This is a genomic window from Streptomyces sp. NPDC092952 (assembly GCF_044754785.1).
GTDB lineage: Bacteria > Actinomycetota > Actinomycetes > Streptomycetales > Streptomycetaceae > Streptomyces.
In genome coordinates this window covers 807,068-819,686 of sequence record NZ_JBIVPT010000001.1, presented here as the reverse complement: position 1 = coordinate 819,686, position 12,619 = coordinate 807,068, and the positions used below count along the sequence as shown (strand labels likewise).

At 69.8% G+C, this 12,619-nt stretch carries 11 protein-coding genes; 5 read left to right on the top strand and 6 right to left on the bottom strand.

Annotated features, from left to right (window positions below):
- Positions 1-6 precede the first annotated feature (6 nt).
- The 3 genes from ACIQGQ_RS03795 to ACIQGQ_RS03785 are packed head-to-tail and all read left to right on the top strand — an operon-like array spanning position 7 to position 4,802.
- Positions 7-1,977 carry a biotin carboxylase N-terminal domain-containing protein gene (locus tag ACIQGQ_RS03795; protein ID WP_402390178.1) on the top strand — a complete coding sequence of 657 codons (1,971 nt, stop codon included), beginning with the start codon at positions 7-9 and terminating at the stop codon, positions 1,975-1,977.
- Entirely contained in the window at positions 1,974-3,167 is a 1,194-nt protein-coding gene (locus ACIQGQ_RS03790) for an acyl-CoA dehydrogenase family protein (protein WP_402390175.1), read from the top strand. The genes ACIQGQ_RS03795 and ACIQGQ_RS03790 overlap by 4 nt, the downstream gene beginning before the upstream one ends.
- A gap of 42 nt (positions 3,168-3,209) precedes the next feature.
- On the top strand, positions 3,210-4,802 hold the full coding sequence (locus tag ACIQGQ_RS03785; RefSeq protein ID WP_402390173.1) for a 4-coumarate--CoA ligase family protein: 1,593 nt from the start codon (positions 3,210-3,212) through the stop codon (positions 4,800-4,802).
- Positions 4,803-4,988: 186 nt separating this feature from the next.
- Here ACIQGQ_RS03785 and ACIQGQ_RS03780 read toward each other — a convergent pair whose 3' ends face one another.
- From ACIQGQ_RS03780 to ACIQGQ_RS03755, 6 genes are all read right to left on the bottom strand, one after another.
- Entirely contained in the window at positions 4,989-7,175 is a 2,187-nt protein-coding gene (locus ACIQGQ_RS03780; protein WP_402390170.1) for a permease, read from the bottom strand.
- Complete coding sequence (locus ACIQGQ_RS03775) at positions 7,172-7,870, bottom strand: ABC transporter ATP-binding protein (protein ID WP_402390167.1); 699 nt, start codon at positions 7,868-7,870, stop codon at positions 7,172-7,174. The genes ACIQGQ_RS03780 and ACIQGQ_RS03775 overlap by 4 nt, the downstream gene beginning before the upstream one ends.
- Before the next feature lie 94 nt (positions 7,871-7,964).
- On the bottom strand, positions 7,965-8,309 hold the full coding sequence (locus ACIQGQ_RS03770; protein WP_402390165.1) for a hypothetical protein: 345 nt from the start codon (positions 8,307-8,309) through the stop codon (positions 7,965-7,967).
- 624 nt (positions 8,310-8,933) lie between these two features.
- Entirely contained in the window at positions 8,934-10,076 is a 1,143-nt protein-coding gene (locus ACIQGQ_RS03765; RefSeq protein ID WP_402390163.1) for a radical SAM protein, read from the bottom strand.
- Positions 10,077-10,139: 63 nt separating this feature from the next.
- On the bottom strand, positions 10,140-10,676 hold the full coding sequence (locus tag ACIQGQ_RS03760; protein ID WP_402390160.1) for a class IV adenylate cyclase: 537 nt from the start codon (positions 10,674-10,676) through the stop codon (positions 10,140-10,142).
- A 112-nt stretch (positions 10,677-10,788) separates the two neighbouring features.
- On the bottom strand, positions 10,789-11,247 hold the full coding sequence (locus ACIQGQ_RS03755; protein WP_402390157.1) for an ATP-binding protein: 459 nt from the start codon (positions 11,245-11,247) through the stop codon (positions 10,789-10,791).
- Positions 11,248-11,499: 252 nt separating this feature from the next.
- On the opposite strand from ACIQGQ_RS03755, the gene ACIQGQ_RS03750 reads away from it, so the two are divergent.
- Positions 11,500-12,387, top strand: a complete 888-nt coding sequence (locus tag ACIQGQ_RS03750) for a helix-turn-helix domain-containing protein (RefSeq protein WP_402390321.1) — start codon at positions 11,500-11,502, stop codon at positions 12,385-12,387.
- Positions 12,374-12,565: a DUF397 domain-containing protein gene (locus ACIQGQ_RS03745; protein WP_402390154.1), complete on the top strand. Its 192-nt coding sequence runs from the start codon at positions 12,374-12,376 to the stop codon at positions 12,563-12,565. The genes ACIQGQ_RS03750 and ACIQGQ_RS03745 overlap by 14 nt, the downstream gene beginning before the upstream one ends.
- The last annotated feature ends 54 nt before the right edge of the window (positions 12,566-12,619 follow it).

Here is a 12,619-nt window from a genome sequence, read left to right as displayed (position 1 = left end):
GCCCTGATGATCTCCACGCTGCTCGTCGCCAACCGGGGCGAGATCGCCTGCCGGATCTTCCGGACCTGCCGCGAACTCGGCATCGCCACCGTCGCCGTGTACTCCGACGCGGACGCCGACGCCCTCCACGTACGGGAGGCCGACACCGCCGTACGGCTGCCCGGCGCCGCCCCCGCCGACACCTACCTGCGCGGCGGACTCGTCGTGCGCGCCGCGCTCGCCGCCGGGGCCGACGCCGTCCACCCCGGCTACGGCTTCCTCTCCGAGAACGCCGGATTCGCCCGCGCCGTCCAGGACGCCGAGCTCCTCTGGGTGGGCCCGCCGCCCAAGGCCATCGAGCTGATGGCCTCCAAGACCCGCGCCAAGGAACTCATGGCCGGAGCCGGGGTGCCGCTGCTCGCCCCCGTCGACCCGGACCGGGCCACCGCCGAGGACCTGCCGCTGCTCCTCAAGGCGGCGGCGGGCGGCGGCGGCCGGGGCATGCGCATAGTCCGTGAACTGGCCGTTTTGGAAAGCGAGTTGACGGCGGCGACGGCCGAGGCGACCGCCGCGTTCGGGGACGGGGAGGTCTTCGCGGAGCCGTACGTGGAACGCGGCCGGCACGTCGAGGTCCAGATCATGGCCGACGCGCACGGCGGGGTCTGGGCGCTCGGCACCCGCGACTGCTCCCTCCAGCGCCGCCACCAGAAGGTCGTCGAGGAGGCCCCCGCCCCCGGCCTCGACGACGCCGTGCGCACCCGGCTGCACGACGCCGCCACCGCCGCCGCCCACGCGGTCGGCTACCAGGGCGCGGGCACCGTCGAATTCCTCCTCGCCGCCGACGGGCGCCCGTACTTCCTGGAGATGAACACCCGCCTCCAGGTCGAACACCCCGTCACCGAGGCCGTCTTCGGCCTCGACCTCGTCGCCCTGCAACTCCGCGTCGCCGAGGGCGAACCCCTCCCGGCCCCGACGCCCCCGGAGCCGCGCGGCCACGCCGTCGAGGCCCGCCTCTACGCCGAGGACCCGGCCCGCGACTGGCAGCCCCAGACCGGCACCCTGCACACCCTGGACGTACCCGGCGGACCCGGCGTCCGGCTCGACACCGGGTACGCGGACGGCGACACCATCGGCGTGCACTACGACCCGATGATCGCCAAGGTCGTCGCCCACGCCGCCACCCGCGCCGAGGCCGTACGCCTGCTGGCCCGCACCCTGGAGCGCGCCCGCGTCCACGGCCCGGTCACCAACCGCGACCTGCTCGTACGGTCCCTGCGCCACCCCGACTTCCGCGCCGCCCGCCTCGACACCGGCTTCTACGACCGCCACCTCACCGCCCTCACCACCGGGGCACCGGAGGACGGGCCCCGCCGCGCCGCCCTCGCCGCCGCCCTCGCCGACGCCGCCGCCCGGCACCGGGGGCCCGGACCCGGCCCCGTACGCCTGGGCGCCTGGCGGAACCTCCCCGCGCCGCCCCACGTCAAGCGCTACCGCGCCGAACCGGACGGCACCGAGTACGAGGCCGCCTACCGCACCACCCGCACCGGCCCCGTCCCCGTGACCGGCGAACGAGCCGTCGCCGCCGCCCCCGACCGCGTCACCCTAGAAACCCCGGACGGCCTCACCCACCACTACGACATCGCCGTCCACCGGGGCACCGCGTACGTGGACACCGCCACCGGCTCGTACACCCTCACCCCCCTGCCCCGCTTCACCGACCCCACCGACCGCGCCGAACCCGGCTCCCTGCTCGCACCCATGCCCGGCACCGTCGTCCGCCTCGCCGAGGGCCTGGCCCCCGGCGCCCGCGTCGAGGCCGGGCAGCCCCTCATCTGGCTGGAGGCGATGAAGATGGAACACCGCGTCCTCGCCCCCGCCTCCGGCACCCTCACCGCCCTCCACGCCACCCCCGGCCACCAGGTCGAGGTCGGCACCCTGCTCGCAGTCGTCACCGAATCCGCGGACACGCGGTCCGCACAGACTGGGGAGAACGCATGACCGCCGCCAGCAGCACGTCGAGCACCGTCCTCGAAACCGAGGAACAGCAGGCCCTCCGCGCCGCCGTCGCCGCCCTCGGCAAGCGCTACGGACGCGACTACATGACCTCCGTCGTCCGCGACGGCGCCCACCCGCGCGAACTCTGGGCCGACGCCGCCAAGCTCGGCTACCTCGGCGTGAACCTGCCCGAGGAGTACGGCGGCGGGGGCGGCGGCATGGCCGAACTCTCCATAGTCCTGGAAGAGTTGGGCGCGGCCGGCAGTCCGCTGCTCATGATGGTGGTCTCCCCGGCGATCTGCGGCACCGTCATCGCCCGGTTCGGCACCGAGGACCAGAAGCGCGCCTGGCTGCCCGGCCTCGCCGACGGCAGCCTCACCATGGCCTTCGGCATCACCGAACCCGACGCCGGGTCCAACTCCCACCGCATCACCACCACCGCCCGCAGGGACGGCTCCGGTCCGGACGCCGACTGGCTGCTCACCGGCCGCAAGGTCTTCGTCTCCGGCGTCGACATCGCCGACGCCACCCTCGTCGTCGGCCGCACCGAGGACGCCCGTACCGGCCGGCTCAAGCCCTGCCTCTTCATCGTCCCGCGCGAGGCCCCCGGCTTCGGCCGCACCCCGATCGACATGGAACTCCAGGCACCGGAGAAGCAGTTCGAACTCGTCCTCGACGACGTACGCCTGCCGGCCGACGCGCTGGTGGGGGACGAGGACGCCGGACTCCTCCAACTCTTCGCCGGGCTCAACCCCGAGCGCATCATGACCGCCGCGTTCGGCATCGGCATGGGCCGCTACGCCCTGGACCGGGCCGTCGACTACGCGAGGACCCGCCAGGTCTGGAAGGAGCCCATCGGCGCCCACCAGGCCATCGCCCACCCCCTCGCCCAGGCCCACATCGAGCTGGAGCTGGCCCGCCTGATGATGCAGAAGGCCGCCCGGCTCTACGACGACGGCGACGACATCGGCGCGGGCGAGGCCGCCAACATGGCGAAGTACGCGGCCGGCGAGGCCTGCGTCAAGGCCGTCGACCAGGCCGTCCACACCCTCGGCGGCAACGGCCTCACCCGCGAGTACGGCCTCGCCTCCCTGATCACCGCGGCCCGGGTCGCCCGGATCGCCCCGGTCAGCCGGGAAATGATCCTGAACTACGTCTCCCACCAGTCCCTGGGCCTGCCCAAGTCCTACTGACCCCGCTCTCGTCGATCCGTCGCCCGTCCCGAAGGGACCGCCATGACGCACGTGTTCCGCAGCGACCACCCCGACGTACCGCCGCTCGACCAGCCCCTGCACGACGCGGTCCTGGGCCGGGCCACCGCCGACCACGGCGACACCGTGGCCCTGATCGACGGGACGGACGACACCTCCGCCCTCACCTACCGGCAGCTCGACACCTTCCACCGCCGCATCGCCGCCGGACTCGCCGAGGCCGGACTCCGCAAGGGCGACGTGCTCGCCCTGCACAGCCCCAACACCATCGCCTACCCGGCGGTCTTCCTCGGCGCGACCCGGGCCGGGGCCACCGTCACCACCGTCCACCCGCTCGCCACGGCGGCGGAGTTCGCCAAGCAGCTCGCCGACTCCGCCGCCCGCTGGATCGTCACCGTCTCCCCGCTCCTGCCCACCGCCCTGGACGCCGCCGCCCGCGCCGGGGGCATCGAGCGGATCTACGTCTGCGACCGGGCCGAGGGCCACCCCTCCGTACTCGACCTGCTCACCACCACCGCCCCCGAACCCACCCCCGCCATCGACCCCGCCGAGGACGTCGCGGCCCTCCCGTACTCCTCCGGCACCACCGGCGCCCCCAAGGGCGTCATGCTCACCCACCGCTCCATGGCCACCAACCTGGAGCAGCTGCGCCCCTTCATCCCCATGGGCCCGGGCGCCAGAATCCTCGCGGTTCTCCCGTTTTTCCACATTTACGGGCTTACGGCCCTGATGAACGCCCCGCTGCGGATGGGCGCAACCGTCGTCGTCCTGCCGCGCTTCGACCTCGACCAGTTCCTCGCCGCCGTCGAGAAGCACCGGATCACCGGCCTCTACGTGGCCCCGCCCATCGTCCTGGCCCTCGCCAAGCACCCCGCCGTCGAGCGGTACGACCTCTCCTCGCTGGAGTACGTCGTCAGCGCCGCCGCCCCGCTCGACGCGGCCCTCGCCGCCGCCTGCTCCGAGCGGCTGGGCCTGCCGCCGGTCCGCCAGGCGTACGGGATGACGGAGCTCTCGCCCGGCACCCACGTCGTCCCGCTCTCCGCCGAGAACCCGCCGCCCGGCGCGGTCGGCAGGCTGCTGCCCAGCACCGAGATGCGCCTCGTCCCGCTCTCCGACACCTCGGACTCCGCGCCCTCCACCGAGGGCGAGATCCTCATCCGTGGCCCCCAGGTGATGAAGGGCTACCTGGGCCGCCCCGAGGCCACCGCCGCCATGATCGACGCCGACGGCTGGCTGCACACCGGGGACGTGGGACGCGTCGACGAGGACGGCTGGCTCTTCGTCGTCGACCGGGTGAAGGAACTGATCAAGTACAAGGGCTACCAGGTCGCCCCCGCCGAACTCGAAGCCCTCCTCCTCACCCACCCGTCCATCGCCGACGCCGCCGTCATCGGCGTACCCGACGACGGGGGCAACGAGATCCCCAAGGCGTACGTGGTCCGCCGCCCCGACGCCCCCGGCCTCACCGCCGACGACGTCATGGCCTACGTCGCCGGACGCGTCGCCCCGTACAAGAAGATCCGCCGCACCGAGTTCATCGACGCCGTCCCCCGCGCCGCCTCCGGCAAGATCCTCCGCCGCGAACTCCGGACCGGCCCCCGGGCTCCCCGTTCCTAGGGGGTGTCTGACAAATGCCTGCGGCGTCGCGGGGTCCGGCATGCACGCTCGCGGCGTTGCCGAACCGCCCACGTGGCTCCGCCACGCAGACGCCCCGGCGCCTTGCGATCGCACGCACCGGACCCCGCTCCTTCACCCGCACTCATTTATCAGACACCCCCTAGGGAGCCGTGGGCCGGTCCCCTCTCAGTCCGCTTCGGGGCGCCAGGATGGTGCGGCGCGACGCGCCGAGTGTGCCGCGAGGAGGCCGATCGCCACGGCGGCGAGTGCGAAGCCGATGGCTGCCGCGGCCAGAACCGGCCAGGAGAACTTCCCTTCGCGCAAGGAGATGACGAAGAACAACGAGTGCCAGTTGGTGATGAAGGCGGCGACACAGGTCGCGATGAGCAACGGCACAGTCAAATACCACAGGGCGATGGCGCGGAAGATTCGGGTGTCGCCGGTGAGGACGCTCAACGGGGCCAGTCCCCGCCTGATGCGTACGAACTCGGCGGCCGCGCTGATCAGCCCTGTCACCAGCAGCAGGGCCAGACCTGTGCCGCCGAAGAGGTAGAGCCAGTAGTTGAGCCGGTTCTTCTGCTGGGCACCGATCACCCAGGTTTCCCCGGGGGACTCCACGTTGATCCCGGGGAGCACGGCATAGGCGGCCTTCTCGATCTCCGCCCGGTGCCCGGACTCGTCGGCGGTCACGATCAGCGACTGGTTGGGGCGACCGCTCGGCAGCGCGCCGGTGACGGCCTGGACCGTGAGGTTGCCCCCGTAGGCGGCGGCCAGTTCTTGCAGCCGCGGGTCCTGCGTGGTGAGGGGCCGGGCGCTTGTCGGGCAGGGCAGACGCATCGCTTCGAGGTCCCGGCAGGCGCCGGTCACGTCGATGCGGGGGTGATCGCCCTCCGGATGGGCGGTGGTGGCCAGGAGACGCGTCCCGTCCGGCAGAGTCCGTGCGAGGCGTTCGGTGGTGCGGGGCGTGAGGTTGCTGCTGGAGACGGTGAAGAGGGTGTCTCCCACGCGTTGGGTCAGTTGCTGGGCAGCGGCGGCGCTGTCTCCCAACCGGCTGTTCCAGACCTGGAGATGGCTGATGAGACCGATACCGATGACGAAGACCACAGAGAGCCGGACGAGTACTCCTGGATGAGCCGCGGTCCAGCGGCCTGCGACGAGGCGTCCCGGGTTCCCCTTGCGATAGCCCTTCGCGGCCAGGCGCTTCCCGTGGGCGACGCTGAGCATGGCGACAGCCGACGGCAGCATGGCCCATATCAGAACAGTCCCGGCCAGGAAGACCACGACGTCAGGGCCCTTGGGGGCGTACTGGCTGAACGCGATTCCCAGGACACCGGTGACGCACAAGGCCAAGCGCCACTTGGGCAGGTGTGAGGAGGACGCGCTGGGCCGGGTCGCCGCCTTCGTTCGCTGAACCCGGTGGAGGAGCACGACCAGCAGGAGCGTCAGAACCAGGGAGACCGTGAGTGAGGCGGCCAGTTGCGGCCATGCGTGGCGCAGGTCGGCAGCGTTGACGATGTAGCCCGTGAAGGGCAACCGTACGTCGGTGGCCAGCAGGACGGCGGCGGGGACGAGGACCAGGAGCGTTCCCATGGCGGCCGGGGCGAAGGCCTCTCCCGTGTTGATCACCGCGCGGTGTGCCCACGAGGCTCCCAGGGCGTTGACGAGACGGCTCCGGCGGTCCCGGGTGGCCGATCCCACCCGGGTGGCCACGACCAGCAGAGCCAAGGCCGGTACCAGCATGAGCACCGAGATGACTCCGACCGTCTCCGCCTTGGTGAAGGGGTAGATGTCCTGGTTCATCGGGAAGAGCCGGCCGAAGCCCGTGATGTACTGCCAGGACGCTGCCGTGGGGTCGGCCGGCGGATGGGCGGGACGGGCGTAGGCGAGACGTTCAGATGGTGACCTGAGCCCCTGCTTGCCGATCGTCCCTGCGTAACGGCCGTATCTGTCGAGGCTGTCGATGTCCTTCGCCGCCCGGGCGAGTTCCGGGGAAAAGAAGACCTCACCCGGCTGCGGCCAGCGTGGGAGGCCCGGCGGTGGAGGCGCGTCGGCCGCGAGAGGCTCGACGTAGATGACGCTGTGCGGTGACGTGCCGAACGAGTCGATGGCCTCCTTCCACAAGGCCGTGGCCCGATGTGCGCTGCTGGTCAGAACGGGGCCCCGTACCGTGTCGCGCTGCGTGCGGCCGTCGAAGGTCGCGCTGGTGGTGACCATCGCCAGGGCGGTCAGGGCAAGAGCGGCGGAGGCCGTCATCAGGGCCCACATACGCAGTCGCGTGCCGGGCGTGGTGCGTCCTGCGGCGCGCCCGATCCTCAGCAGCTGGACCCAGAGCTTTCCGGGCCGGCGGAGGTGTGGCGAGTGCTGGTCGGTCACGAGTGCGTCCCCCGCTGGACAGGGACGAGCGTGCTCTCCTGAAGCTGGAACTCGTCGTCCGCGCGTTCGGCGACTGCCGGATCGTGGGTGACCACCAGGAGCGCGCAGTCCCGCTCACGGCAGATCCGGAACATCTGGTCGGCCACGTTCTCGCGCGCTTTGGGGTCCAGCGCGCCGGTGGGCTCGTCCGCCAGCAGCACGGACGGCTGCGCGATGAGCGCCCGCGCCACGGCTGTGCGCTGGCGTTCTCCTCCGGAAAGCATGCCGGTGGGGGTACTGCCATGGGGTACTTCGAGTTCGTCCAGGAGCTGCGTAGCCGACTCATGGGCGTGACGATGGTCGACGCCGTCGAGGAGCATGGGCAGAGCCACGTTCTCCACCGGCGTCAGTTCGGGCAGCAGCTCGCCGAATTGGAAGACCATGCCGAGGCGCTTGCGACGGGCCTTGGCCAGGGCGCCGGGCAGCAGTCCCGTAAGGCGATGTCCTCCCGCCGTGATCGTGCCGGAGGCCGGCTTGACCAGACCGAGCACGCACATCAACAGTGTCGACTTGCCCGATCCGCTGGGCCCGGTGACGGCCACCGACTTCCCCGCGTCCACGGCGAGGTCGACGCTGTTGAGGAGCACACGGTCTCCGACCTGATAGGTCAGGCCCTTGATCTGAAGACCACCGCCCGGCGGAGGGGTGTGGGTCACGGCACGTCCCTGTGTTGAGTAGGTGAGCAAAGATGAAACCGCTGGGCAGGCTGTGGGACGGCCTGCCCAGCGGGTACTCAAGCGGTAGCTCCGGTTACGGAGCCTTCCAGCCGGAGCAGTCGTCGCTGGCCCAGTCGTTGTCGTCGCACGCCCTGAACTTGATGATCTTCGAGCCACTACCCGAGATCACGCGGGTCTTGTAGCCGCTGTGGTTCCACAGCGTGCGCTTGGTCCCGGCGCTGGCCTGACGGTAGTACTCGGCCTTGCCCGAGTCACCGTCGTCGCTGCCGTCGTAGACGGAGATGACGCCGCTGTCGCCGTTGTACGGAGTCGTCGCCGTCACGCCGCCGCCCTTGGCGTCAAGTGCCATCGCGGTGCTGGTCGGCACTCCGACGCCGATGACCAGTGCTATCGCGGCGATCGCCTTGATTCTGCGCATAGTTGATTCCTCCCCTGTTTGGGCGACCTGTGCGGATCATGCGTCGCCCGGTTCAAGAATTGATCATGGGATGGTCAAGATTTCTTCACAAGGCAATTACTCTCGGTGTGGCTGGCGTCACTCAATGGAAGGGGAGGCTCCGGTTTCGGTGCAAGGTGACAGGGTGCGCATTGCCAGCGCCCACGGATCGACGTGGCGGAATCCCTTGGGCGCATCGCGTGTCGTCGGCGCGAGCCTGCGAGCGTGTCGCCAGGCGCCTTGCCGAATAGAAGTGACTGACCATCAGGTGTCATGCATGGATGTTCAGTTGGGGATTTCCCTGGCAGTGGCGTGGTCCGTCCGGCTTTGACGTGGAGTCCACGACTCCAGCCCCAAGAAGGCCAATGGCGGTCCCCGGGTTCATCGACGCCGTCCCCCGCGCCGCCTCCGGCAAGATCCTCCGCCGCGAACTCCGAGCTCCCTGAACCCAGCGGGTGGTGCCCCGACCGCTGGACGGTGGCCGGGGCACTGTTCATGCAGCCGTGCGGGTGGGGTTGTGAATGCCCGCGCGGGCTGGCAGACCGTTCGGGCACGGGGTGCGAATCCAGGGGCACGTCCACATCACTGGAAACTCGATGGGTGGCCTCAAGCTCCGGCGGGCGGAGGGCAGCAGGGCGCTTGGCTTTGCCCGGCACGTTCCGTCGGGGCGTGCAGGCTCGTGAGACGCGCGATCTCGTCCTCGCGGAACGCGGCCACTTCGCGACAGCGCTGGCTCATGACGAACTCACCGAGGCTCATGCACAGGTCCATGCGTTGAATGCACACCCCGACCATGAAGGGCCCGTTCACGGCCCGGTAGAGCCGGAGCCCGTAGTAGCCCTCCTGGCAATCCCGGTCATTGTTGAACCGACAGTCGGCGCATGTCTCGGGGAGCCGTACGGGCCTGATGCTCTTGGCGTACAGCGCACGTCCGTCCGGAAGGAGGTAGCGCACGCGTTGGTCGGATGCTCCGGCCGTGATGATGCGGCGGTCCGGCACAGCGCCTACGTGGTCGATGACGGCCTGCATCGCGTCGAGCGACGCGCCGCCGTCCTCCAGCGATACGAGCATGCGCACGACGACGGAGCGACCGTGCCGTTCGATGACCCGGAGCACGCGGTCCACGTGATTGAGGTCGGGGATCACGATGTTTGCGGAGACCTTGACCCCATGTGCGGTCGCGGCTTCGATCGTGGCGTCGAGCGCGGCGAGTTTCCGCTCGGCGAGCCTCGGGGAGGCGAGGCGGGGCCCTTGCACGGCAGCGAGCTCATCAGGTGTGGTGCCGAACACGGACAGGTTGATGCGGTCGAGTCCGGCTGCGGCTGCGGCGGGCAGCACTGAGGCTCCGGCTTCGCCGTTCGAGGTGAGCCCTACGGAGAGTCCCAGGCGGCGGGCTATGGCGATGAGCTCAGGCAGTTCAGGGTGAAGGGTGGGCTCCCCTCCGGTGAAGTGGACCTCCGTGGTGGGCAGTGAGCCGCGTACAGCGGCGAGCGCGAGCGCGAAGTCGGCATCGGCTGCGATCCGGGCAGGCAGAAAGTCCGCGCCGTTGGTGTGGAGGTAGATGGATACGCGTCCGGAGCGTCCCGGGCTACCGGTGAACCGATCGGTGGGACGATGCGCGTTGTCGGTCGCCACGGGTGTTCCTTCGTTGTGGCAGAAGGAGCAGGCGAGGCCGCACGCATCGATGACCTTCACGCGTAAGGTCCGGTCCGGCCTTACCTCGACAGGTAGATGGGACAGATCGTGCATGGGTGCCCCTCTCGGTACTGCCAGGGCGAGGAGCCCCGGCAGTGAGTCATGGGTGACGACCTACTAGAACCGCAGGTCGGTGATGCTTTCGAGATCGATGCCGTACCGGTGGTAGACCTTGGTGGTGTTGATGGAGGTGAGGCCGTCGAGGTCGAGCCCGAGGGCGGTGGCAGCCGCCCACACCTGCGCTTCGTCGTCGGCCTCGATCTCCAGGTAGGGCGGGATACGCGGCCACTCGTCGATCTCCAGCCGGGCCGCGCCGAGCGCGTAGGACGTGCGGCGGTTCTCCTGGTACCCGCGCGGGGTGAGCCCGGCCAGGCGAAGCAGTTCGGCGGCCTCGGCGAAGTCGTCGACCGTGACCTCGGTCTCCCGGGTCCCGTCCACGGCGTCCGTATGGATCTCCTTGACGCACAGGGTGACCGCGTCCCCCGTGTCGCGCAGGCGCACCCACCTCCCGGGAACGTGCGGCACGGTGTCGTACACGTACCGGCGCATCACCCGCGCCGGGGCCGTCTCGACCCCTCCGGCGGCGATGATTCGACGTGCCATTTCCACTGGGTCGACGTCGAGGGCCTTCGCCTCGTACTCGATGTCTGTCACAGGGGCTCTCTCGATCTTCGGATGACGACAGTGGGTCTATAGGGTCGACGGCGGCGGCGGGGCGTCCTGGGGTCTCTCTCACTCCGGGAAACCCTGCCGCCGCCCGGACGGGTCAGCAGACCTGTCGGATCTCGGCCCAGACGAACTTGCCGAAGGGCCGGCCCGCGAATCCCCACTGTCCCGGACACAACGCGTCCAGGATGACCAGGCCGCGCCCTCGTGTGCTCTCGTCGTCCCCTTCGGTGGACTTGAAGCGGCGGCGAGGCGTCCGGCGTACGGGGTCGTGCACTTCGACGCGGGTTCGGCCGCCCTCGACGTCGAGAACGACTCGGATCAGGTCGTCGGGCTCGGTGCCGTACCGGTAGGCGTTGGTGACGAGTTCGCTGGTGACCAGGACGACGGCGTCGATGTGTGTGCCCGGCGCGTCCGGTGAGTGATGCACGATGAACGCGCGCACGAAGTCCCGTGCGTAGCGCACCGACTTGCGCTCACTCGCCAGCAGCAGCGTGGGCGGGGGGCCGCAGAGTGGTGCGCAGGGGACGGGTGGAAGAGCCCGTGGAAGATCGATCACGCGTATTCCTCAGGGGTAAGTGCGGCACGTGCACCGCGATTTGTGCGGATGAGTGCAAATGAGTGGCGAATTGACTGCTCACGGAGAGTGCTTTCAAGGCTGCACGGTGGAGTGGGAGTCGTGCAAGACTTCATGGCGTTGTTCCGCTTCAAAGACATCGAACGGATGTCTTGTACTGCGAAGCGGGCGCTGGACTGCTTTCATCGCGAGGGGCAAAAGTCCCTCATACTGGGTTCTTCAGGAGGGGTGAAGATGGCTGAGGGGCAGACCGGGTCAACCGTTCCGCGTCGTCAACTGGGGCGGAATCTCAAGGGCCTGCGCAATCGGGCTCACCTGACTGTCCGCGCGGCGGCGAAGAAGCTCGAATGGTCCGAAGCGAAGATGTGGCGGATCGAGACGGGGCAGACCGCGCTGCGGAGCCTCGACGTCCAGGCGATGTGCCTGGTGTACGGCGCTCCGGCGGATCTCACCGAGGCGCTGATGGGGCTGGCGAAGGAGACCAAGGCGCGTGGTTGGTGGCACGCCTATGGCGACTCGATCCCCGAGGGATTCGACATCTACGTAGGGCTTGAAGAGGCGGCGGAATCGCTGTCGATGTACGAGAGCGACCTCATCCCCGGGCAGCTTCAAACCGATGGCTACGCACGCGAAATCATTCGTACGCACGTCCGTGGGATCAGCGACGCGGAGCTCGATGGACGCGTGCGCCTCCGCATGGAGCGTCAGTCCCTTCTGACGCGAGCCACCGATCCGCTGGTGTTCCGTGCGGTGCTGAGCGAAGCGGTGCTGCGCCGTCCCATCGGAGGCCAAGAGGTGATGGCGCAGCAGCTCGCCCACCTTGTCTATGTTGCGAAACTGCCCAACGTCACAATCCGGGTGGTGCCCTTCGAGGCAGGTGCGCACTCGGGGATCGTCACGGGCCCGTTCTTGATTCTGCGCTTCCCGTTGACTGGCGACGGGGTCGCCACGGAGCCGCCGACCGTCTACGCGGACGGATACACCGGCGGCCTATACCTGGACAAAGAACGGGAGGTGCAACAGTACGACGCGGCCCTCGACGACATCTGGAAAGCATCGCTGGACGAGCAGGCGTCGCTACGCCTGATTTCCGAGGTAGCAGGGAGCTATGAGAACGGTTGAGAACGCCGAGTGGTTCAAGTCGAGCCACAGCAATGGAAACGGCAACTGCGTCGAGGTGGCGCACCTCGACGGCGCGGTCGCCGTACGAGACAGCAAGCAGCAGGCGGGGCCGGTTCTGACCTGTGCTTCCGAGGGGTGGCAGTCCTTCATCGGGGGTGTGGCTGAAGGCGGGCTGTAGGGCCTGCCCCGGGTGCCGGGCTTGTCCGGGCCGTACGGTTCACCCGCACGGCCC

Coding starts and splice junctions, on each gene's coding strand:
- ACIQGQ_RS03750 (WP_402390321.1), top strand. CDS start 11,500: ATGGCTGAGGGGCAGACCGGGTCAACCGTTCCGCGTCGTCAACTGGGG.
- ACIQGQ_RS03770 (WP_402390165.1), bottom strand. CDS start 8,309: ATGCGCAGAATCAAGGCGATCGCCGCGATAGCACTGGTCATCGGCGTC.
- ACIQGQ_RS03745 (WP_402390154.1), top strand. CDS start 12,374: ATGAGAACGGTTGAGAACGCCGAGTGGTTCAAGTCGAGCCACAGCAAT.
- ACIQGQ_RS03795 (WP_402390178.1), top strand. CDS start 7: ATGATCTCCACGCTGCTCGTCGCCAACCGGGGCGAGATCGCCTGCCGG.
- ACIQGQ_RS03790 (WP_402390175.1), top strand. CDS start 1,974: ATGACCGCCGCCAGCAGCACGTCGAGCACCGTCCTCGAAACCGAGGAA.
- ACIQGQ_RS03785 (WP_402390173.1), top strand. CDS start 3,210: ATGACGCACGTGTTCCGCAGCGACCACCCCGACGTACCGCCGCTCGAC.
- ACIQGQ_RS03765 (WP_402390163.1), bottom strand. CDS start 10,076: ATGCACGATCTGTCCCATCTACCTGTCGAGGTAAGGCCGGACCGGACC.